This is a genomic window from Pseudomonas peli (assembly GCF_050563605.1).
In the GTDB taxonomy this organism is placed as follows: domain Bacteria; phylum Pseudomonadota; class Gammaproteobacteria; order Pseudomonadales; family Pseudomonadaceae; genus Aquipseudomonas; species Aquipseudomonas peli_A.
In genome coordinates this window covers 20,853-42,222 of sequence record NZ_JBNXUH010000011.1, presented here as the reverse complement: position 1 = coordinate 42,222, position 21,370 = coordinate 20,853, and the positions used below count along the sequence as shown (strand labels likewise).

Annotated in this window: 16 protein-coding genes and 1 pseudogene; 12 read left to right on the top strand and 5 right to left on the bottom strand. The window is 59.9% G+C overall.

The annotated features are described in order from the left end of the window. Position 1 precedes the first annotated feature (1 nt). Together ACQ4LH_RS14470 and ACQ4LH_RS14465 are read left to right on the top strand one after the other, a co-directional pair. A complete protein-coding gene (locus ACQ4LH_RS14470; RefSeq protein WP_430697793.1) occupies positions 2–1,585 on the top strand; it encodes an FAD-dependent oxidoreductase in 1,584 nt (527 codons plus the stop codon). Between the two features lie 20 nt (positions 1,586–1,605). Then, positions 1,606–3,165: an FGGY-family carbohydrate kinase gene (locus ACQ4LH_RS14465; protein WP_430697792.1), complete on the top strand. Its 1,560-nt coding sequence runs from the start codon at positions 1,606–1,608 to the stop codon at positions 3,163–3,165. A gap of 140 nt (positions 3,166–3,305) precedes the next feature. Here ACQ4LH_RS14465 and ACQ4LH_RS14460 read toward each other — a convergent pair whose 3' ends face one another. Continuing rightward, on the bottom strand, positions 3,306–4,004 hold the full coding sequence (locus ACQ4LH_RS14460) for a pirin family protein (RefSeq protein WP_430697791.1): 699 nt from the start codon (positions 4,002–4,004) through the stop codon (positions 3,306–3,308). A 210-nt stretch (positions 4,005–4,214) separates the two neighbouring features. Between ACQ4LH_RS14460 and yegS the strand changes: the two are divergent. Together yegS and ACQ4LH_RS14450 are read left to right on the top strand one after the other, a co-directional pair. Continuing rightward, positions 4,215–5,112: pseudogene (gene yegS / locus ACQ4LH_RS14455) on the top strand (lipid kinase YegS). 153 nt (positions 5,113–5,265) lie between these two features. Further along, positions 5,266–6,201: a chemotaxis protein CheV gene (locus ACQ4LH_RS14450; protein WP_430697790.1), complete on the top strand. Its 936-nt coding sequence runs from the start codon at positions 5,266–5,268 to the stop codon at positions 6,199–6,201. A 38-nt stretch (positions 6,202–6,239) separates the two neighbouring features. On the opposite strand, the gene ACQ4LH_RS14445 is transcribed toward ACQ4LH_RS14450, so the two are convergent. Beyond that, positions 6,240–6,719, bottom strand: coding sequence for a DUF1499 domain-containing protein (locus ACQ4LH_RS14445; RefSeq protein ID WP_430697789.1), 480 nt, complete (start codon positions 6,717–6,719; stop codon positions 6,240–6,242). On the opposite strand from ACQ4LH_RS14445, the gene ACQ4LH_RS14440 reads away from it, so the two are divergent. Then, entirely contained in the window at positions 6,718–7,524 is an 807-nt protein-coding gene (locus ACQ4LH_RS14440; RefSeq protein ID WP_430697788.1) for an MOSC domain-containing protein, read from the top strand. The two genes, ACQ4LH_RS14445 and ACQ4LH_RS14440, sit on opposite strands and share 2 nt — an antisense overlap. 48 nt (positions 7,525–7,572) lie before the next feature. Here ACQ4LH_RS14440 and ACQ4LH_RS14435 read toward each other — a convergent pair whose 3' ends face one another. Beyond that, a complete protein-coding gene (locus ACQ4LH_RS14435; RefSeq protein ID WP_430697787.1) occupies positions 7,573–9,498 on the bottom strand; it encodes a transglycosylase SLT domain-containing protein in 1,926 nt (641 codons plus the stop codon). Between the two features lie 369 nt (positions 9,499–9,867). On the opposite strand from ACQ4LH_RS14435, the gene ACQ4LH_RS14430 reads away from it, so the two are divergent. Next, entirely contained in the window at positions 9,868–11,790 is a 1,923-nt protein-coding gene (locus ACQ4LH_RS14430; RefSeq protein WP_430697786.1) for an ATP-binding cassette domain-containing protein, read from the top strand. Between the two features lie 63 nt (positions 11,791–11,853). Then, a complete protein-coding gene (locus ACQ4LH_RS14425) occupies positions 11,854–12,540 on the top strand; it encodes a DUF6901 family protein (protein ID WP_305592392.1) in 687 nt (228 codons plus the stop codon). A 30-nt stretch (positions 12,541–12,570) separates the two neighbouring features. On the opposite strand, the gene ACQ4LH_RS14420 is transcribed toward ACQ4LH_RS14425, so the two are convergent. Next, complete coding sequence (locus tag ACQ4LH_RS14420; RefSeq protein ID WP_275961405.1) at positions 12,571–13,011, bottom strand: universal stress protein; 441 nt, start codon at positions 13,009–13,011, stop codon at positions 12,571–12,573. 87 nt (positions 13,012–13,098) lie between these two features. On the opposite strand from ACQ4LH_RS14420, the gene ACQ4LH_RS14415 reads away from it, so the two are divergent. Then, a complete protein-coding gene (locus ACQ4LH_RS14415; RefSeq protein WP_430697785.1) occupies positions 13,099–13,536 on the top strand; it encodes a hypothetical protein in 438 nt (145 codons plus the stop codon). 83 nt (positions 13,537–13,619) lie between these two features. On the opposite strand, the gene ACQ4LH_RS14410 is transcribed toward ACQ4LH_RS14415, so the two are convergent. Then, positions 13,620–14,438, bottom strand: coding sequence for a hypothetical protein (locus ACQ4LH_RS14410; RefSeq protein WP_430697784.1), 819 nt, complete (start codon positions 14,436–14,438; stop codon positions 13,620–13,622). A 482-nt stretch (positions 14,439–14,920) separates the two neighbouring features. On the opposite strand from ACQ4LH_RS14410, the gene fadB reads away from it, so the two are divergent. The 4 genes from fadB to topA all read left to right on the top strand — a co-directional run bounded on the left by fadB (position 14,921) and on the right by topA (position 21,332). Next, on the top strand, positions 14,921–17,068 hold the full coding sequence (gene fadB / locus ACQ4LH_RS14405) for a fatty acid oxidation complex subunit alpha FadB (RefSeq protein ID WP_305592398.1): 2,148 nt from the start codon (positions 14,921–14,923) through the stop codon (positions 17,066–17,068). Between the two features lie 30 nt (positions 17,069–17,098). Then, positions 17,099–18,274, top strand: coding sequence for an acetyl-CoA C-acyltransferase FadA (gene fadA, locus ACQ4LH_RS14400; RefSeq protein ID WP_090248066.1), 1,176 nt, complete (start codon positions 17,099–17,101; stop codon positions 18,272–18,274). An 86-nt stretch (positions 18,275–18,360) separates the two neighbouring features. Beyond that, a complete protein-coding gene (locus ACQ4LH_RS14395; protein WP_090387350.1) occupies positions 18,361–18,597 on the top strand; it encodes a DUF1653 domain-containing protein in 237 nt (78 codons plus the stop codon). Positions 18,598–18,722: 125 nt separating this feature from the next. Continuing rightward, positions 18,723–21,332, top strand: a complete 2,610-nt coding sequence (gene topA / locus ACQ4LH_RS14390) for a type I DNA topoisomerase (RefSeq protein WP_430697783.1) — start codon at positions 18,723–18,725, stop codon at positions 21,330–21,332. Positions 21,333–21,370: the final 38 nt, after the last annotated feature.

The following is a 21,370-nucleotide window of genomic DNA, read 5'->3' as shown; positions in this document are numbered from 1 at the left end:
GATGAACAACTGGAACGCCGCCTGGCGCGAACAGGCCTTGCCCGAGCTGGCCGCACGCGATTGGGATCTGATCGTGGTCGGCGGCGGCATCAGCGGTGCCGGGATTCTGCGTGAAGCAGCGCGGCGCGGCTGGAAGTGCCTGCTGCTGGAGCAGCGCGACTTCGCCTGGGGCACCTCCAGTCGCTCCTCGAAAATGGTCCACGGCGGGCTGCGCTATATCGCCAAGGGCCAGTTTGCTCTGACCCGCGATTCGGTGCGCGAGCGCCAGCGCCTGCTGCAGGAAGCGCCGGGCTTGGTCGACCCCTTGAGTTTTATCATGGCCCATTACCAGGGCGGCTTTCCCGGCCCCAAGGTATTTGGCAGCTTGCTGGCGGTGTACGACGCCCTGGCCGGCAAGCGCAACCATCTGTACTACCCCTTGCAGCAACTGCGCTATCTGGCTCCGGGCCTGAAGGAAGACGGGCTGCTGGGCGGTACGCGCTTTTTCGATGCGGTGACCGACGATGCGCGGCTGGTGCAGCGCGTGCTGGGTGAAGCCCGTGCCGATGGCGGCGAAGCGCTCAACGGTATGCGCGTGGCCGAGCTGCGCCGCGAAGGCGGGCAGGTCAGCGGCCTGTTGGCCGAAGATGCCGAAACCGGGAAGTTGTACCGCTTTAACAGCCGCGTGGTGGCTCAGGCCACCGGTGCCTGGGCTGATCAGTTGCGGCAGAAAACTGGCCTGGAACATATCCGTCCGCTACGCGGCAGTCATCTGCTGCTGCCCGCCTGGCGCTTGCCGGTGGCCCATGCCTTCAGTTTTATGCACGTGGTTGATAAGCGTCCGGTGTTTGTCTTCCCCTGGGAAGGCGCGACGGTAATCGGCACCACCGATCTGGATCACTCGGCGCCCTTGGCGCAGGAAGCACGAATCAGCCGCGAAGAGGTGGATTACCTGCTGGCTGCCTGCAATCAGCAATTTCCGTCCGCCGGGATTCGCGCTGCGGATGCGCTGTCGAGTTGGGCAGGCGTACGTCCGGTGGTCAGCGACGGCGTTGCTGGGCGCAAGCCCTCGGATGAGAAACGTGAGCATGCGCTGTGGGTTGAGCCCGGCTGCGTCACCCTGGCTGGCGGCAAGCTGACCACCTTCCGTCTATTGGCGCTGGAAGTGCTGCGGGCCTGTGCGCCTTTTGTGGGACGTACTGTGGATGATCAAGGCGCGGCGACCTTTGCACCTGTACCCAGTCACCCGATGCCAACCCTAAGCCCTGCTCAGCAGAAGCGCCTGATCGGCCGTTATGGTCGAGCGCTGCCACAGCTGCTGGCGTTGCTTGAGGAATTGGGTGTCGAGCAGGTGGCGGGTACGGATACGCTGTGGGCCGAGCTGGCTTGGGCGGCCGAGCAGGAACTGGTGCTGCACCTGGATGATCTGCTGCTACGCCGTACCCGCCTTGGCCTGTTGTTGGCTCAGGGTGCAGTGGCCGAATTGCCGCGTATCCGCGCATTGTGTCAGGCCCGCCTGGGCTGGAGTGACACGCGCTGGCAGTGGGAAGAGCAGGTGTATCTGCAACTTTGGCAGCGCTGCTACAGCCTGCCGGCAGAAGATTGATCAATAGGAAGGACTGCGTCTTGAGCGAGAAAAGTTACCTGCTGGCCATCGACAATGGCACCCAAAGTATCCGGGCGCTGTTGTTCGATCTTCAGGGCAACCTGCTCGCCAAGGGCAAGGTGGAACTTGAGGCTTATTACTCCAAACAGCCCGGTTGGGCCGAGCAGGACCCCGAGTATTACTGGGCCAGCCTGGGTCAGGCCTGCGCTCAGCTGTGGCAACAGGTGGATATCGACCGCAGTCTGATCAAGGGTGTGTCACTGACCACTCAGCGCGGCACCCTGATAAATGTTGATCAGCAAGGTCAGCCCTTGCGCCCGGCGATGCTCTGGCTTGATCAACGTCAGGCCAAGGTCGAAGGGCGGATTACCGGGCCCTGGGGCTGGCTGTTCAAACTGGCGGGCCTGCAGGCTACGGTGGATTACTTTCGCGCCCAGGCCGAGGTCAACTGGGTCGCGCAGAACCAGCCGGACATCTGGGCCAATACCCACAAGGTGCTGCTGCTCTCAGGGTTTCTTACTCACCGGCTGTGCGGCAAGTTTGTCGATTCGCTGACCAGCTGCGTGGCCTACCTGCCATTCGACTACAAACGCCTGCAGTGGGCCAAACCCGGCGACTGGAAATGGCAGGCCATGCCGGTGCGCCGCGAGCAGTTGCCTGAGCTGTGCAAGCCCGGTGAGCTACTCGGCCATATCAGCGCGGCGGCGAGCCGCCATACCGGGATTCCCGAAGGCCTGCCGCTGATTGCCGCCGGTGCCGACAAGGCCTGTGAGGTACTTGGTGCCGGCGGTGTGGAGGCGAGCACGGCGTGCCTGTCCTATGGCACTACGGCGACCATCAACACCACCCGCAGCAAGTACCTGGAAACCATTCCGCTTATTCCGCCATACCCCTCGGCGATTCCCGATCACTTCAATACCGAGGTGATGATTTATCGCGGTTTCTGGATGGTCAGCTGGTTTAAGCAGGAGTTTGGCCTGCGTGAGATGCAGCGGGCCAAAGAGCTGGGCGTTGAGCCTGAGGCATTGTTCGATGAGCTGGTCAACAGCGTGCCCGCCGGCTCCATGGGGCTGATGCTGCAGCCCTACTGGTCGCCGGGCATACGTGAGCCGGGCCTGGAGGCCAAGGGGTCGATCATCGGCTTTGGCGACGTGCACACCCGCGCGCATATCTACCGGGCGATTCTGGAAGGGCTGGCCTATGCCCTGCGCCAGGGCAAGGAGAAGATCGAGAAGCGTTCGGGCACCCGTATCACCCGCCTGCGCGTTTCCGGCGGTGGTTCGCAAAGCGATGCGGCGATGCAGCTGACGGCTGATATCTTCGGCCTGCCTGCAGAGCGTCCACACCTGTATGAAACCAGCGGCCTGGGCGCAGCGATCAATTGTGCGGTGGGCCTGGGGTTGCATCCGGATTACCCGACAGCGATCAAAGCCATGACTCGGGTCGGTCAGGTGTTTACCCCCAATCCAGACGCGCAGCGCACCTATCAGCAGCTGTACACGCAGGTTTATCAGCGCATGTACAAACAACTCAAGCCGCTGTATCAAACCATTCGCAAAATTACCGGCTACCCGGCGTAAAAGGCTGCTGCGCGTCGGCCCTGCTGCGTTAAAAACCGGCTCGGAATGCTCATGTACAAAAGTACACTCCGCTTCCTCGCCTGTTTTTGCCTTGCAGGACTCTAGCTCGCGAGCCTTTGGACAGGTTCTGCAGTGACGGGTCAGGCCACATCCACCAGGATGATTTCGCTATCTTCGATAGCCGTCACCCGGATTACCTCTACATCGCTGATTGCCACACCATCGCGAGCTTGGGCGCTCATGCCGTTGACCTCGATGCTGCCGCTGGCGGCTACCAGATAGGCTTTGCGTGCCGCGCCAATCGGGTACTCGGTGCTCTGCCCGGCTTGCAGGGTGGCGGCGGCCATCCGTGCATTGGTACGGATAGACAGGGCATCCTGATCTTCGGCAAAGCCGCTGGCCAGGGTGACAAAGGTGCCGGCGCGCTCACCTTTGGGGAACGGCTTGGCGCCCCAGGACGGCGGCAGGCCCGACTGGTTTGGCTGAATCCAGATCTGGAAGATCTTGGTGGTGGTGTCTTCCAGGTTGTATTCGCTGTGGGCAATCCCGGTGCCGGCGCTCATTACCTGCACATCACCGGCTTCGGTACGACCATGGTTACCCAGGTTGTCCTTGTGGGTGATGGCCCCTTGGCGTACATAGGTGATGATTTCCATATCGCGGTGCGGATGGGTCGGAAAGCCTGTATGCGGCGCGATTTCATCATCGTTCCAGACCCGCAGCGGTCCCCAGCTCATGCGCGCCGGGTCATAGTATTCGGCAAAGGAAAAGTGATGACGGGCATTCAGCCAGCCATGATGGGCACCGCCGAGTTCGGCGAAGGGGCGTACTTCGATCATCTGCGTATCCTCATTGAGGAACACCGGCTTTCAGCGGCGGTGTTCAGTGGCGATGAACAGATGATCCAATAAATCAATACGATTAAAAATACGTAAATATTGAGCTTAATAATCTGATTAGTTGATGTTTTTGGGGGCCTGTCGCAAGCGGGTACAGCCGCAAATCATGTTGCTGAGCCTTTATCTAAAGGCGTGAAAAGGATGCCGGGAATGCAAAAACGTAAAGCGCTGCTGATTCTGCATGGCAAGCAAGCTCTCAATGCCGAGGTGCGTGCTGCCGTGCAGGAGCGTCGTGAAGAGGGCTGGCAGCTGGATGTACGGGTTACCTGGGAGGGTGGCGATGCGCAGCGTCTGGTTAATGAAGCCTTGCAGGCCGGTTACCCGACCCTGATCGCCGGCGGCGGCGATGGCACCCTGCGCGAGGTGGCCGAAGCCATGGCACTGGCAAAAACCAAGGCCAGCCTGGCCTTGTTGCCATTGGGCACGGCCAATGATTTTGCCCACGCGGCGGGGATTGGCCTTGACCCGCGAATTGCCCTGGCGCTGCTGGATACGCCTGCGCAACCGATTGATCTGGGCGAAGTCGATGGTCAGGTGTTTCTCAATATGGCCACTGGCGGNTTTTGGCTCCAATGTCACCGCCAATACCTCGGAAGACCTCAAACGTCTGCTCGGCGGCGCGGCTTACTTTTTGACGGGGTTGACACGCTTTGCTGAAGTTCAGTCATCGTTTGGCCGCTTTACCGGGCCGGACTTTCAGTGGGAAGGCGAGTTTCTCGCACTCGGCATCGGCAATGGCCGCCAGGCCGGCGGCGGGCATGTGCTGTGTCCGCAGGCGCGGGTCAACGATAGCTTGTTGGATATCTGCATCGTTCCGGCGGCGGCCGATGTGGTCGGCACCCTGGGCACGCTGCTGTCTGGCGGTATCAATGGCTTGCAGAGCGTGTCGCTGAGTGCGCGGCTGCCCTGGCTGGAGGTCGAGGCACCGGAAGGTCTGGATCTCAATCTGGATGGCGAGCCGATGGAGAGTCGCAAGCTGCGCTTTGCGGCAATGCCAGCTGCCTTGCGCGTGCATCTGCCGGAAGACTCGCCGCTGCTGGTGGAATAAGCCGGGCGGCTTCTGCCGCCTGACTGGCCTAGTCGTTGCGCTTGTCGCATGATGGCGCCGCGCCATCTGCCTTCAGATGCGCGGCAGATGGCCGATACACCAGGGCATGGCTATTTGAGCTAGGCTAGATCGATAAGTGAACAGGAGCGCATGATGGCCGGCATTCTCGACTCAGTGAACCAACGCACCCAGCTGGTGGGTGAGAACCGCCTGGAAATTCTCATGTTCCGCCTGGCGGGCCGGCAGCTTTTTGCGATCAACGTGTTCAAGGTGCAGGAAGTCCTGCAGATGCCCAAGCTGACCCTGATGCCGCAGCGTCATCGGTTTGTGTGCGGCGTGGTCAACCTGCGCGGGCAGACCCTGCCGGTGATCGATCTGTCCCAGGCCATCGGTATGCGGCCCATCGTGCCAGATGAGCGCAGTACCATCATCGTTACCGAGTACAACCGCTCGGTGCAGGCGTTTCTGGTCGGTGGGGTCGAGCGCATTCTTAACCTCAACTGGGAATCCATCCTGCCGCCGCCCGGTGGTGCCGGACGTCAGCATTACCTGACGGCAATCACCAAGGTTGAAGACCAGATCGTCGAAGTGATCGACGTGGAAAAGGTGCTGTCGGAAATCAGCCCGATGAGCACCAAGGTCTCCCCGGAAAAACTCGCCGACCCGCTGCTCGAATACGCCAAGGGCCGTGAAGTGCTGCTGGTGGATGACTCCAACGTGGCCATGACTCAGCTCAAGGGCACCATGGCGCAACTGGATATCCGTTGCCATGCCGCCAGCGATGGCCTGCGTGCGCTGAACCTGCTGAAAAGCTGGGCCGACGCTGGGGTTGATGTACACGAGAAGCTGCTGATGGTGATCACCGATGCGGAAATGCCGGAGATGGACGGCTACCGCCTGACCACCGAAATTCGCAACGACTCACGCCTCAAGGACTTGTACGTGGTGCTGCATACCTCGCTGTCCGGCAGCTTCAACGAAGCGATGGTGAAGAAGGTTGGTTGCGACAACTTCCTCTCCAAGTTCCAGCCGGACAAGCTGGTGGATGTGGTGCACCAGCGTTTGGCGCTGCTGCACCCCGAGGAATAAGCCTGACGCGAGCATCAGGCTGACATGCGCTTATTCGCTTATTCGCTTAGCCGCTGGCGCAGATGCTCAATGCGCTCGCGGTTAACGTCGAAATCCGCATAGCCTAGGCGCGACGCCGAGCGCACATCCACGGCGGCTCCGCCGATCATAAATTCCACATCATCGACAAAGCGCATCAGCTTGCTGCTGAATTCCGCGCGCAAATACCCCGGCGCTTCCTCCACCAGTGTCACGCGTGGCTCTTCGCTGAGCAGTGCTTTGAGGCGCGCCTGGGTTTCTTCGGCAGAGCCTTTGAGCGGCAGCGGCTCAATGGCGTGTCGCTCATCGCTGGCCTGGCTATTCACGCAGTTGGGTGAATCCGGGCAGGCGGTCAGGCGACCCTCACGGATGCCCAGGTTATCCGGCGCGGTGCCGCTGCAGGCGCTTAGCAACACCAGCAGCGGTAGGGCCAAGGCGGGCTTGTAGGTACGGCGGGTTGCTCGTATAAGTGCGTTTTGCCAAACGGAAGCTGGGCTCATGTTGCATCTCTCCGGGTTGTACCGTTATCCACTGAAGTCGGCGGCAGGCGAGGCCTTGCGTGAAACGGCGCTGGACGCCTTGGGCGTGCAGGGTGATCGTCGCTGGATGGTAGTCGATGCTGAAACCGGGCGCTTCCTTACGCAACGTTTGCTGACGCAGATGACCCAGTTGCAGGCGCGCTGGCTGGGCAGCACGCACCTGCAGCTGAGTGCGCCGGGTATGGCTGATCTGCAGGTAGCCGTGCCGGATGAGCATGCCCCGTTGCGCGGTGTGACGATCTGGCGCGACAGCCTGCAAGTGCCGGATGCCGGTGATCAGGCCGCGCAGTGGCTGAGCCAGTTTCTCGGCCGTAACTGTCGCTTGGTGCAGGTGTCAGAGCCGCGTGCGCGGCAGGTCGATACTGCCTATGCCGAGGCGGGCGACAAGGTGGCGTTTGCCGATGGTTTCCCTTTGCTGCTGATCGGTCAGGCTTCGCTGGATGATCTGTCGGTGCGGGTCGGTCGGCCGTTGCCGATGCTGCGTTTTCGCCCGAACTTGGTGGTCAGCGGCAGCGAGCCTTATGCCGAAGACAGCTGGAAGCGCATCCGCATCGGTGAGCTGGAGTTTCGTGTGGTCAAGGGCTGCTCGCGCTGCATCATGACCACTCTCGACCCGCAGACAGGTGAGCGCAGCGCGGATCGCGAGCCGCTGACCACCCTGAAAACCTACCGTGAGCGTGAAGGAGAGGTGTATTTCGGGCAGAACCTGATCGCCTGTGGCGAAGGGCAGCTGCGTCTGGATATGCCTGTGCAGGTGTTGGAGTAAGCGGCGCTGCACGCTTAACCGTTGCAGTTGAGCGTGCCTATTTAGCCGTTACTGGTCGAAGTAACGCTCGTGCCAGGCCACCAGTGGCTGCGGCGCGTTGAGCTTCTCGCCGTAGATCACCGAGTAGGACAGTACGTTCTGCACGTACTGGCGGGTTTCATCAAACGGGATGTTCTCGATCCACACGTCATACGACAGATGATCCGCACCGCGCAGCCACTGGCGCACCCGGCCTGGGCCGGCGTTGTAGGCGGCGGAGGCGAGCACACGGTTACCGTTGAACTGGCCGTAGATCTGGCTCAGATAGGCCGCGCCCAGCTGGATATTGATTTCCGGGCGATAGGCCAGCTGCGGTGATGACAGCGGAATGCCAAAGCGCTTGGCGGTTTCCTTGGCGGTGGCTGGCATCAGCTGCATCAGGCCCATGGCGCCGACGTGGGATTTGGCATCGGCCATAAAGGCGCTTTCCTGGCGGGTGACGGCAAATACCCAGCTGGAGTGGATGTCACGGTTTTTCGCTTCGCGCACTAGGTGTTCACGGTGCGCCATCGGGAAGCGTACGTCCAAATCGTCCCAATACTGCGCCTGGCTGATGGTGCGGATGGCCGGGAAGTACCAGCCCATCTCATAGGCCAGGCGCGCCTGGGCAACCATTTCATCGCGGCTGAACAGACGGCTGACGTTGTACCACTCGCGGCGGCCATCGGCGACTTGGCCGCGGGCATGGAACTCCAGGGCGCGGCGAATCGCTGCCGAGTTACGCACTTTCTGGATGGTCTGCGGGCTCAGGGCCAGTGGCTTGTTATTCAGCTGATAGGGCGCCTGCACCTGGTCGGCGGCCATAAAGCCGTAGAAATCACGTTCCTTGGCCAGTGCCTGGTACAGCGCTTTCGGTTCCTGGCTGTTGGGCTGCGCCAGTTGCAGGCTACGCGCCTGCCAGTAACGCCAGCGGTTGGTGTTGCCCAGTTCCGCGGGCATCCGGCGCGTCAGCTGGTTGGCTTCATCCCAACGGCCCAGGCGCAGCAGCAGGCGCGCGCGCCATTCACTGACGGTGTTGTCACGCAGTTCGGGGTCGTACTTGGCCATGACCTGCAGGGCGCGGGAATCGAAGCGCTTGGCCAGGGTCAGGCCGATTTCGCGGGCGATGGCGACTTGTTCCTCGCTGGAGAATTTCATCCGTTGGGCGTAGCCATCGAGCAGCTTGAGCGCGCTTTCCGGGTCCTGGCGGGCCAGACGCCGCAGGCCGAGGCCAACCACATCGGCCATGGCCGGGTCGGTCTGGGTAAAGCGCGAGGTCTGCTTTAGCAGCTCAGGCTTCTGCGCAACCTGCAGCAGGGTTTTGCCGTGGTTGCCGAGGGTCGGCATGGTCTTGATCAAATGAGTGACCAGGCCATAGTTGCGCGCTTCGGCCGCCAGCTTGGCGCGCTGCCAGCGTCTTTGCTCAGTGAGTTGGCCTTCGGCGGCCCAGAGTGCGAACAGCGGATCGCAGGCGTTGGGCTGGGATTTGCCCACTAGCCAGAGTTTTTCTGCAGTGGCGTTGCCTTCGGCGCGCATGCCGTGGCTCAACTGGTATTGGCCATACAGGCAGTCGAGCTCGGTGAAGTTCAGCGCCGGGTCGTAGTAGTTGATAAAGGTCTGCCATTCGCTGCGCTCGGCCAGCCAGCGCAGCCAGCGCAGTTTCATCCAGCTGATCTGCGGCAGGTCGCCATGTTCGGCGAGGAATTTCTCGATTTCGTCGTTGCTTGCCCACTTCAACCGGGCGGTCAGCTCGTCATACGCCAGGTAAGGCTCCAGCGGATAGTCACGCAGGGCACTGGCATAGCGCTGGTAAGGGCCTTTGTCGCCTTTGGCCAGCGCGGCTTTGGCTTGATCGTAATATTGACGTTGTTGCGTCAGGGTGGCGGCCTGCGCCGCAGCGACGCTCAGGGAGGAAACCAACAGGCAGGACAGCAGGCTGAACAGGGGACCGCGCATGACACTTCCAGGCAAATAGTGCGTATGGCTCTAGCTTAGTCGTTTGCCTATAGGCGGTGAAGGCTCAATGCGTTTCAACGCGTAATTGTCGGCACTATTCGTCGCTTGAGTCTTGGTGCGCGTGCTAGAGCGCCCGTTGCCTGGGTAGCGGATGGCAAACGCAGAATTTACCGCGCCTGCCGCTGAAATTGCCTGCTTGGTCTGTGCGCTTCTCGGTTAGAATGCGCGCCCTGTTTTGCGGGTGCCTCGGGCAGCTGCAGATGATTTTCTGGGTGTTTCAGGTTGCCGCTGTGCACTGGATGCAACGAAGCCCGTTGCTCGGCCGCGGTTTTACCAGCGTTCACCCGTCGTTTTTTGTTGAGGCGTGCCATGACCCTGCTCAAGTTCACCGATATTTCCCTGGCCTACGGCGCAATGCCGCTATTGGACAAGGTGTCTTGGCAGATCGCCCGTGGCGAACGGGTGTGCATCATCGGCCGCAACGGTACCGGCAAATCGAGCATGATGAAGCTGGTCAAGGGCGACCAGAAGGCCGATGACGGCGCCGTCTGGCGCGCACCTGGCTTGAAAATCGGCGAATTGCCGCAGGAATTGCCCCAGGCCGACGATCGCACCGTGTTTGATGTGGTCGCCCAAGGCCTGGACGGTGTGGGTGAACTGCTCGCGCAATACCACCACTTGGCGCAGAACTGTGTCACCGAAGCCGATCTGGACAAGCTGATGCATGTCCAGCAGGACCTCGAGGCCCGTGACGGCTGGCGCTTGCAGCAACTGGTCGACAGCACCCTGAGCCGCCTGCAACTGCCGGCCGACAAGACCTTGGCTGAGCTCTCCGGTGGCTGGCGTCGCCGGGTGCTGCTGGCCCAGGCGCTGGTCTCCGAGCCGGATCTGCTGCTACTCGACGAGCCCACCAACCACCTGGATATCGGCGCGATTGCCTGGCTGGAAGAAGCCTTGACCGATTTCCAGGGGGCGGTGCTGTTTATCACCCACGACCGTTCCTTCCTGCAGAACCTGGCCACGCGCATCCTCGAACTGGACCGTGGCGGCCTGATCGACTGGAACGGCGATTACGCCAGCTTCCTGGTACACAAGGAAGCCACCCTGGCCGCCGAAGAAACCGCCAACGCACTGTTCGACAAGCGCCTTGCTCAGGAAGAAGTGTGGATTCGTCAGGGCATCAAGGCCCGCCGCACCCGTAATGAAGGCCGCGTGCGCGCCCTTAAAGCCCTGCGTGTGGAGCGCAGCGAGCGCCGTGAGCGCACCGGCAAGGCCAATATCATGCTGGAAACTGCAGAGAAATCCGGCAAGCAGGTGATGGTGCTGGAAAACGTCAGTTTTGCGCATCCAGGTGGGCCGTTCCTGATCAAGGACTTCTCCATGGTGCTGCAGCGCGGCGACCGCATCGGTCTGCTTGGCGCCAACGGCACCGGCAAAACCACCTTGCTCAAGCTGATGCTTGGTGGTTTGCAGCCCACCAGCGGTGAAGTGGCCGAAGGCACACGCATCGATGTGGCTTATTTTGACCAATTGCGTCACCAGCTCGATCTGGAAAAGACCGTGATCGACAACGTCGCCGAAGGCCGCGACTTTATCGAGATCGATGGGCAGAACCGCCATGTGCTGAGCTACCTGGGCGACTTCCTGTTCAGCCCACAGCGTGCGCGTACCCCGGTCAAGGCGCTGTCTGGTGGTGAGCGGGCACGTCTCTTGCTCGCCAAGCTGTTCAGCAAGCCGGCCAACCTGCTGGTGCTGGACGAACCGACCAACGACCTCGATGTGGAAACCCTGGAACTGCTTGAAGAAGTGCTGCTGACCTTCCCGGGCACCGTGCTGATGGTCAGCCACGACCGGGCATTCCTCGATAACGTGGTGACCAGCACTCTGGTATTCGAAGGCGAAGGGCGCGTGCGCGAATACGTCGGCGGTTATCAGGATTGGCTGCGTCAGGGCGGTTCGCCGCGCCTGCTCGGGGTTGGCGAAAGCAAAGCCGGCAAGCCTGAACTAGCCTCAGCAGTGGTCCCTACGCCGGTTGCGGCTGAGCCCGTGGCGGCCGTTGCAGTGGTGGCGAGCAAGAAAAAACTCAGTTACAAGCTGCAGCGCGAGCTGGAAGCCATTCCAGGGCAGATCGAGGTGCTGGAGGGGCAGGTTGCCAGTTTGCAGGAGCAGATCGGCTCGTCGAGTTTCTATCAGCAGCCTGCGGAAAAGACCGCTGAGGTGCTGGCGAAACTGCAGACCGTGCAGCATGAGCTGGAGCAATTGGTCGAGCGTTGGGCCGAGCTGGAAGGCTAAACCCGATGTATTAAGTAGGTAACGCGCTCAAACAGGATTTTGAGACCTCTGCCGGAGACAGTCATGGCCATCGAGTACCGCATCACTCTCGACGACAATCATCAGTTCAGTTACAGGATTGAGCTGGACCGGGTGTATGAGGCAGAGGCTGCGCAAAGCGCACCGGCCTGGACGCGTCTTGAGTACCAACAGTGCAGCAATTGCCCGCTGAGCAAGGACAACTTCAGTCATTGCCCGGCGGCGGTCGATCTGCATCGGGTAATCGAGGATTTCCAGGGCCTGCCGGCGTTCAAGAAGGTGGCTGTATGGGTGCGTACACCCGAGCGGGAGTACAACAAGCAGGTGGGCCTGGAAGAGGGCCTGCGTGCGCTGCTCGGGGTGATCATGGCCACCAGTGCCTGCCCGGTGCTGGGTAAGCTCAAGCCCATGGCGCAGCATCATCTGCCGTTCGCCAATAGCCAGGAGTTTATCCTGCGCACGGTGTCGTTGTACCTGACGCAGCAGTACTTCAACCTGCGCGAAGGGCGTACTCCTGACTGGGAGCTGAAGGGGCTGGTACGTATGTTCCAGCAGTTACAGCTGGTTAATCAGGCGTTCTGGCAGCGGATTCACGCCACCTGTGAGGGTGACTCCAACCTCAAAGCGTTCCTGACCTTCTTCTCCATGGCCTCGAGCATGACCTATTCGCTGGAAACCCAGCTGCAGAAGATTCGCCCACTGGTCATGAGCTCACCCGATAGCGGCGAATAACGCAGCCGCGTTATTCGCCCGCCGTTCGCGTTACTCGGCTTTTTTCAGGCGTACGGCCAGAACATCGCAGGGTGCGCCGTGCAGTACGTCATTGGCTGTCGAGCCCAGTAGCAACGCCAGACCATGACGGCCGTGGCTGCCGACGACGATCAGGTCGCATTGCTGTTCTTCGGCCAGGCGATGGATCTCCTGGCGCGGCTGGCCGTAAGCCAGGTGGCGATGTTCGGTGCTCAGGTCGGGGTACTTGCCGGAAAATTTGTCCAAACGCTCGCGGGCTTGGTCGAATTGCTGCTGTTGCAGCATCGATAGGTCCATTGGTACATCGCCGCCAAAGGCCATGGCCATAGGTTCGACGATATGCACCACAGACAATTTGGCCCCGCTGCTGGCGGCCAGTTTCTGCGCGCGGTGCATAACCGGGTCGCATTCCTCGGTAAGGTCGACGGCGACCAGAATGTGCTGGTAGGGCATGGGGTAACTCTCCTTGCAAGTGGTTCAATGGTTTTAGTATGGCCGTCCTGAGCGCTGATGACAGGCTTTTGCCGGTGAGATAACGATATGAGTCCCTGGTTTCTGCTTTTGCTCCTGGCTTTTTTGCTCAGCCCGCTGGCCTGGCTGGTGCCCTCGCGCCACCAGCGCGGGCAGATGGATGTGCGCCTGCAGGCGCGGCGTATGGGCGTGGCGATGCAGTTGTCGCGCCAGGAGTGGCCGCATTGGTTGCTGCGTCAGCCGCCGCATTCCTGTCCGCAATACCACCGTGCACGCCGCCGCGGCCAGGTTGATAGCTGGTGCTATTGGCAGATGGAGCCGGGGCAGTGGGTGAATAAATGGCGCGAGCCCTGTACCGATCAGGCTTTGTTGACGCAATTGCAGGCCCTGCCGGCGGATGCGTTCAAGGTCGAGGCGACCGATCAGATGCTTTCGGTATGCTGGGGCGAGCGGGGCGCTCGCGAAGCGTTGGAGGCAATTGTCGCGTTTCTCCAGGCCAAAGCCTGAATAAAAGAAGGCCCAGTGCGAGCACTGGGCCGGAGTACGGCCAGGCAGGCCGGTAAAACGAATGCGGATGGCGACGGTCGCGATCAGAGGTTGGCGGCCGCGTACTGACTGGAAATCTGTTCAATGCCCTGGATGATGGTGTTGGAATACTTGTTGACCAGAAATGGCACGCTGTTCTCGTTGTAGTTGATCAGCGACTTTTCAATATAGCGCCATTTGGTGGCGACCCCTTCCCATGATCGCTTGAGCTGCGGCGTGTTCTTCGGGTCTTTCTCCAGTGCCGCCATCTTGCTGGCGAATTCACTGACCAGCTCCTCGATTGGCCGTGCATCGCCGCCGCCCATAAAGGTGGCGCCTACTGAGGCGCTGCGCGAGGCGTAATCCACGGCAATGCCTTGCATCAGAATGCTCTGCTCGCGGCTGCGCTGGGTTAGAGCCGGCACACTGTAGCTGCCTTCCTGCTGGATCTTGGTATACAGCTCCTGACTCAGGGTCATCAGCTGCTGGTTGCGGGCAGCCAGGTCGGCTACCGGTTGTAGGTCGGTAAAGCCTTGGCTCTTCAGTGCGTTAATCAGGTTGTTGAGGTCGATCTCGTAACCCTTCCATTGTTGGTCCAGCTGCGAGCGCAGGGCTTTCGCGCCTTCGCCGGGCATGTCCGTTAGCGCCGTCAGGTGGTTATTCACTTCGCTCACTGAGTCGTTAATCATCCGCGCATAGCGTTGATCGCCTTCCATGCCGTTGAACATATAGAAATCGCCCAAGGACTTTTGTGCAGCGAGGCGTAGCTGGTGCAGCTTCAGCAAGCTGGTGGCGGCATCTGCAGCCTGGGTAGCGGCGCTGAATAGGGGGAGGGTGATCGCGAGCAGGGTGCTCAAAACAATGGCAAGCATGCGGCTCGACATGGGGGAAACTCCGTGCGCCCTTGATTGGGCTCTAATTGTTTTTGTTTTGGCTACGGGCGGTCTAAAACGGCCGTATTGAGACGACTGTACCTGCAGCCAAATCATTTTGCTAGGTATGCGCTGGATCACACTTCTGCCTGCAGAGTTGGCGAAGTAAGCGTATATCGCTGCGGATCACTGCTTGTTCGCTGCAGAGTCACCGGCGAGCTGCTGTAAGCCTGAACGTAATTTTTTGTACGCCTTTGTAGTCATTACAGGCCAATTGACAAGTAGGGGCTTTTCCTTGAAGGTGTGCACACCCAAATCAAACGGGCGTATGAATTGAGCGTTTGCCTTCAAAGGCACCGCCTTTACAGCCCGATTATCGCGTCGGTGGGTGTGCCAGGCTGATTGGGGCTACTCTGAGACGGCTATGCCGTGGAGTAGCTTGCTGGTTGGCTCCGATGTGTACTGTTCAGCTTCCATACCGTGGAGATCAGTTGATGATTTACGAAGGTAAAGCCATCACGGTTAAGGCTCTTGAGAGTGGCATTGTCGAATTGAAATTCGACCTCAAGGGTGAATCCGTCAACAAATTCAACCGTCTTACCCTCAATGAACTGCGTCAATCCGTTGATGCGATCAAGGCCGATGGTTCGATCAAGGGCGTGATTGTCACCAGTGGCAAAGACGTATTTATCGTCGGCGCCGACATCACCGAGTTCGTCGACAACTTCAAGTTGCCGGACGAAGAACTGGTGGCTGGCAACCTCGAAGCCAACAAGATCTTCAGTGATTTTGAAGACCTCAATGTTCCGACTGTTGTCGCGATCAACGGCATCGCCCTGGGCGGTGGTTTTGAGATGTGCCTGGCCGCGGATTACCGCGTCATGGCCGAAAGCGCCAAAGTTGGCCTGCCAGAAGTCAAACTGGGCATCTACCCAGGCTTCGGCGGCACCGTGCGTCTGCCACGGGTTATCGGTACCGATAACGCCGTTGAGTGGATTGCCGGTGGTAAAGAAAACAAAGCTGCTGACGCCCTGAAAATGGGTGCAGTGGATGCTGTGGTTGCCGCTGACAAGCTGCAAGCCGCTGCCCTGGACCTGATCAAGCGCGCCATCTCCGGCGAGCTGGACTACAAGGCCAAGCGTCAGCCAAAGCTGGAAAAGCTCAAGCTCAACGCTATCGAGCAGATGATGTGCTTTGAAACCGCCAAAGGTTTCGTTGCAGGTCAGGCCGGCCCGAACTATCCGGCGCCGGTTGAAGCGATCAAAACCATTCAGAAAGCCGCCAACTTCGGTCGCGACAAAGCGCTGGAAGTGGAAGCTGCTGGCTTCGTCAAACTGGCTAAAACCCCGGTTGCTGCCAGCCTGATCGGCCTGTTCCTGAACGATCAGGACCTGAAGAAGAAAGCCAAGCAGTACGACGAAATCGCCAAAGACGTGAAACTGGCTGCCGTACTCGGCGCTGGCATCATGGGTGGCGGTATCGCCTACCAGTCCGCTTCCAAGGGCACCCCGATCCTGATGAAGGATATCCGTGAAGAGGGTATCCAGATGGGTCTGGCCGAGGCTTCCAAGCTGCTCGGCGGCCGCGTTGCCAAAGGTCGTATGACTGCGGCGAAGATGGCTGAAGCCCTCACCGCTATTCGCCCGACCATGTCCTACGGCGACTTCGGCGCTGTCGACATCGTTGTCGAAGCCGTGGTTGAGAACCCGAAAGTCAAGCAGATCGTGCTGGCTGAAGTGGAAGGCGTGGTTAAAGAAGACGCAATCCTCGCGTCGAACACCTCGACTATTTCCATCAACTTGCTGGCCAAGGCCCTCAAGCGTCCGGAAAACTTCGTTGGCATGCACTTCTTCAACCCTGTGCACATGATGCCGCTGGTTGAAGTGATTCGTGGCGAGAAGTCCAGCGACGTAGCCGTGGCTACTACCGTTGCCTACGCCAAGAAAATGGGCAAGACCCCGGTTGTGGTCAACGACTGCCCAGGCTTCCTGGTTAACCGCGTGCTGTTCCCGTACTTCGGTGGCTTCTCCAAGCTGCTGGCATTCGGTGTGGACTTCGTGCGTATCGACAAAGTCATGGAAAAGTTCGGCTGGCCTATGGGCCCGGCGTACCTGTCCGACGTGGTTGGTATCGACACCGGTCACCACGGCCGTGACGTAATGGCTGAAGGCTTCCCGGATCGCATGGCTGTTGAAGGCCGTACTGCGGTTGACGTGATGTATGAAGCAGATCGCCTGGGCCAGAAGAACGGCAAAGGCTTCTACTCCTACGAAATGGACAAGCGCGGCAAGCCGAAGAAGGTTTCTGATCCGGTTGCCTACGATCTGCTCAAGTCCATCGTGACCGAGCAGCGTGAAGTGACTGATGAAGACATCATCAACTTCATGATGATTCCTCTGTGCATGGAAACCGTGCGTTGTCTGGAAGACGGCATCGTTGATACCGCAGCTGAGGCCGATATGGGCCTGATCTACGGCATCGGCTTCCCGCCGTTCCGCGGTGGTGCGCTGCGTTATATCGATACCGTCGGTGTAGCCGAGTTCGTTGCCCTGGCCGACAAATACGCCGAGCTGGGCGCGCTGTACACCCCGACTGCCAAGCTTCGCGAAATGGCCGCTAACGGCCAGAAGTTTTTCGGTTAATCGCGGACAGACTAGAGCGAGAGTGAATTTATGAGCCTGAATCCTAGAGATGCAGTCATCGTCGACTTCGGTCGTACCCCGATGGGTCGTTCCAAGGGCGGCATGCATCGCAACACCCGTGCCGAGACCATGTCGGCTAACCTGATCAGCGGCGTGCTGGCACGTAACACCAAGCTGGATCCAGCTGAAGTGGAAGACGTGATCTGGGGCTGCGTTAACCAGACCCTGGAGCAGGGCTGGAACATCGCGCGCATGGCGTCGTTGATGACCCAGATCCCGCACACAGCTGCTGGCCAGACTGTAAGCCGCCTGTGCGGTTCGTCCATGAGCGCTCTGCACACTGCTGTGCAGGCGATCCAGACCGGCAACGGTGACGTGTTCGTCATCGGCGGTGTGGAGCACATGGGCCACGTTGGCATGATGCATGGCGTCGATCCAAACCCGCACCTGTCGCTGTACGCGGCCAAGGCCTCGGGCATGATGGGGCTGACCGCTGAAATGCTCGGCAAGATGCATGGCATCAGCCGTGAGCAGCAGGACGCATTCGGTGAGCGTTCGCACCGTCTGGCCCACAAAGCTACCGTCGAAGGCAAGTTCAAGGATGAAATCATCCCGATGCAAGGCTACGACGAGAACGGCTTCCTGAAGGTGTTCGACTACGACGAAACCATTCGTCCGGAAACTACCTTGGCAAGCCTGGCTGCACTGAAGCCTGCGTTCAACCCGAAAGGCGGCACCGTGACTGCAGGTACGTCCTCGCAGATCACTGACGGCGCTTCCTGCATGATCGTCATGAGCGCCCAGCGCGCCCAAGACCTCGGCATTCAGCCAATGGCAGTGGTTCGTGCCATGGCCGTGGCCGGTGTTGATCCAGCGATCATGGGTTACGGTCCAGTACCGTCGACTCAGAAAGCCCTCAAGCGTGCTGGCCTGACCATCAATGACATCGACTTCTTCGAGCTCAACGAAGCCTTCGCTGCCCAGGCCCTGCCTGTGCTGAAGGACCTGAAAGTGCTCGATAAGATGGAAGAGAAGGTCAACCTGCATGGCGGCGCGATCGCCCTGGGTCACCCGTTCGGTTGTTCCGGCGCGCGTATCTCCGGTACCCTGCTGAACGTGATGAAGCAGAATGGCGGCACCTTCGGTGTGTCGACCATGTGCGTAGGTCTCGGCCAAGGCATCACCACCGTCTTCGAACGCCTCTAAGCTTCACCGGTGTAAGAGATGGAAAAAACCGGGGCCCAGTGCCCCGGTTTTTGTTTATCAGCAGAAAATCTTCAAGGAATTCACCCATGCAGCTACAGCCCGGCCTCTACCGCCACTATAAAGGCCCTGAATACCGTGTGTTTGGCGTAGCCCAGCATTCCGAAACGGAACAGGCGATGGTGGTCTATCAGGCGCTGTACGGCGAGTTTGGCCTATGGGTGAGGCCGTTGGAGATGTTCTGCGAAAGCGTTGAGGTGGACGGCGAGACGGTTCCACGCTTTGCTTTGATTCAGGCTGAAACCGCACTGTTCACTCGGCCTTGAGCTGACATCGGGCCACTGCTGCGCTTGACCTCGGCCGGACCACCACTATATATAGCGGTGCCGCGCTAGCAGGCAGTACAGCGCCTCCCGCATTTATTTACCGAATTTCAGGAATTTTCCAATCCATGGGCAAATCGCTGGTCATCGTGGAATCCCCGGCCAAGGCCAAGACCATCAACAAGTACTTGGGCAACGAGTACGTGGTGAAGTCGAGCATCGGCCACATCCGTGACCTACCCACCAGTGGTTCGGCGAGTACCGCCAAAGAGCCGGTCAAGCGTGGTAAAGCCGCTGCAGGTGAAGTACCGGCGCTGTCGCCCAAGGAAAAAGCCAAGCGTCAGCTGTTTGCACGCATGGGGGTTGATCCCGAACACGGCTGGAAAGCCAAGTACGAGATCCTTCCAGGCAAGGAGAAGGTGGTCGAGGAATTGCGCCGTTTGGCCAAGGATGCCGACACTATCTATCTCGCAACCGACTTGGACCGCGAGGGGGAAGCCATTGCCTGGCACCTGCGCGAATCCATCGGTGGTGACGACAGCCGCTACAAGCGCGTGGTGTTCAACGAAATCACCAAGAAGGCGATCCAGGAAGCGTTTTCCAAGCCTGGCGAGCTGGATATCAACCGAGTCAACGCCCAGCAGGCGCGGCGCTTCCTCGACCGCGTAGTGGGTTATATGGTCTCTCCGCTGCTGTGGGCGAAGATCGCCCGTGGTCTGTCTGCCGGTCGTGTGCAGTCGGTAGCAGTGAAGCTGGTGGTGGAGCGCGAAAAAGAGATCCGCGCTTTCGTCCCAGAAGAATACTGGGAAGTGCACGCTGATCTGGGCACCGCCAAAGGTGCCAATGTGCGCTTTGAAGTAGCCCGTGAGAACGGCGCTGCCTTCAAGCCGCTGAACGAGGCCCAGGCCATGGCGGCCCTGGCCACGCTGAAAGCTTCCAGCTACAGCATCACCAAGCGCGAAGACAAACCGACCAGCAGCAAGCCTTCGGCGCCGTTTATCACCTCCACCCTGCAGCAGGCCGCGAGTAACCGCCTGGGCTTTGGGGTGAAGAAGACCATGATGATGGCCCAGCGTCTGTATGAGGCCGGCTACATCACCTATATGCGTACCGACTCGACCAATCTCTCGGCTGATGCTGTGAGCATGGTGCGTGACTTTATCGAAGGCGAGTTCGGCAAGAAGTACCTGCCCGCCAACCCGATCGCCTACAGCAGCAAGGAAGGCGCCCAGGAAGCGCACGAAGCGATCCGTCCTTCCGACGTCAACCTCAAGCCGACTCAATTGTCGGGCATGGAGCGTGACGCCGAGCGCCTGTACGAGCTGATCTGGCGCCAGTTCGTAGCCTGCCAGATGCCGCCGGCTGAATACCTGTCGACCACAGTTACCGTGACGGCAGCGCAGTTCGAGCTGCGTGCCAAGGGCCGTATTCTCAAGTTCGACGGTTATACCCGCGTGTTGCCGCAGCTGAGCAAGCCAGGCGATGACGATGTCTTGCCGGAAATGAATCAGGGCGAAGTGCTCAAGCTGGTCAAGCTCGACCCTAGCCAGCACTTCACCAAGCCGCCAGCGCGTTACTCGGAAGCCAGCCTGGTCAAGGAAATGGAGAAGCGTGGTATCGGTCGTCCGTCGACCTATGCAGCGATTATCGGCACCATCCAGGACCGCGGCTATGTGGCGCTGCACAACCGTCGCTTCTACTCCGAGAAGATGGGCGACATCGTCACCGAGCGTTTGGCCGAGAGTTTCTCCAACCTGATGGACTACGGCTTCACCGCTGGCATGGAAGAGCATCTCGATGATGTGGCCCAGGGCGAGCGCGAGTGGAAACACGTGCTGGACGAGTTCTACGGTGACTTCAAGAAGAAACTTGAAGTGGCTGAGGCAGGTGAGGGCGGCATGCGTGCCAACCAGCCGACGCTGACCGATATCGCCTGCCGTGATTGCGGCCGACCGATGACCATTCGTACCGCATCAACCGGGGTATTCCTCGGTTGTTCCGGCTATGCACTGCCGCCGAAAGAGCGCTGCAAGGCCACTGTCAACCTGGTGCCAGGCGACGAAATTGCCGCCGATGACGAGGGTGAGTCGGAGTCGCGCGTGCTGCTCGGCAAGCACCGCTGCCCGATCTGCTCGACCGCGATGGACGCCTACCTGCTCGATGAAACTCGCAAGTTGCATATCTGCGGCAATAACCCGGATTGCAGCGGTTATGAAGTAGAGCAGGGCCAGTACCGTATCAAGGGCTACGAAGGCCCGAGCCTGGATTGCGACAAGTGCGGTAGCCAGATGCAGCTCAAGACCGGCCGTTTCGGCAAGTTCTTCGGCTGCACCAATAGCGAGTGCAAGAACACCCGCAAACTGCTGAAAAGTGGTGAAGCGGCGCCGCCGAAAATGGACCCGGTGAAGATGCCGGAGCTCAAGTGCGAGAAGGTCAACGACACCTACATCCTGCGCGATGGCGCTTCGGGTCTGTTCCTGGCTGCCAGCCAGTTCCCGAAAAACCGCGAAACTCGCGCACCGCTGGTGTTGGAGCTGATTCCGCATCGTGATGAGATCGATCCCAAGTATCACTTCCTCTGCGATGCGCCTAAGAAAGATCCACAAGGTCGCGCAGCGGTGATCCGCTACAGCCGCAAGACTAAAGAGCAGTACGTACAGACCGAAGTCGACGGCAAGCCGACTGGCTGGCGTGCGTTCTTTGATGGCGGTAAGTGGAAAGTCGAAGACAAGAGCTGATCTAGCGGAGCGCGTGTCGGCCATTAGCCGGCGCGCGT

Bases quoted from the DNA above. Each gene is read 5' to 3' on its own strand.
- ACQ4LH_RS14470 (WP_430697793.1), top strand. From the start codon at position 2: ATGAACAACTGGAACGCCGCCTGGCGCGAACAGGCCTTGCCCGAGCTG.
- ACQ4LH_RS14440 (WP_430697788.1), top strand. From the start codon at position 6,718: ATGTTGCATCTCTCCGGGTTGTACCGTTATCCACTGAAGTCGGCGGCA.
- ACQ4LH_RS14435 (WP_430697787.1), bottom strand. From the start codon at position 9,498: ATGCGCGGTCCCCTGTTCAGCCTGCTGTCCTGCCTGTTGGTTTCCTCC.
- ACQ4LH_RS14430 (WP_430697786.1), top strand. From the start codon at position 9,868: ATGACCCTGCTCAAGTTCACCGATATTTCCCTGGCCTACGGCGCAATG.
- ACQ4LH_RS14415 (WP_430697785.1), top strand. From the start codon at position 13,099: ATGAGTCCCTGGTTTCTGCTTTTGCTCCTGGCTTTTTTGCTCAGCCCG.
- ACQ4LH_RS14410 (WP_430697784.1), bottom strand. From the start codon at position 14,438: ATGTCGAGCCGCATGCTTGCCATTGTTTTGAGCACCCTGCTCGCGATC.
- ACQ4LH_RS14395 (WP_090387350.1), top strand. From the start codon at position 18,361: ATGCAGCTACAGCCCGGCCTCTACCGCCACTATAAAGGCCCTGAATAC.
- fadA (WP_090248066.1), top strand. From the start codon at position 17,099: ATGAGCCTGAATCCTAGAGATGCAGTCATCGTCGACTTCGGTCGTACC.
- topA (WP_430697783.1), top strand. From the start codon at position 18,723: ATGGGCAAATCGCTGGTCATCGTGGAATCCCCGGCCAAGGCCAAGACC.
- fadB (WP_305592398.1), top strand. From the start codon at position 14,921: ATGATTTACGAAGGTAAAGCCATCACGGTTAAGGCTCTTGAGAGTGGC.
- ACQ4LH_RS14420 (WP_275961405.1), bottom strand. From the start codon at position 13,011: ATGCCCTACCAGCACATTCTGGTCGCCGTCGACCTTACCGAGGAATGC.
- ACQ4LH_RS14425 (WP_305592392.1), top strand. From the start codon at position 11,854: ATGGCCATCGAGTACCGCATCACTCTCGACGACAATCATCAGTTCAGT.
- ACQ4LH_RS14450 (WP_430697790.1), top strand. From the start codon at position 5,266: ATGGCCGGCATTCTCGACTCAGTGAACCAACGCACCCAGCTGGTGGGT.
- ACQ4LH_RS14445 (WP_430697789.1), bottom strand. From the start codon at position 6,719: ATGAGCCCAGCTTCCGTTTGGCAAAACGCACTTATACGAGCAACCCGC.
- ACQ4LH_RS14460 (WP_430697791.1), bottom strand. From the start codon at position 4,004: ATGATCGAAGTACGCCCCTTCGCCGAACTCGGCGGTGCCCATCATGGC.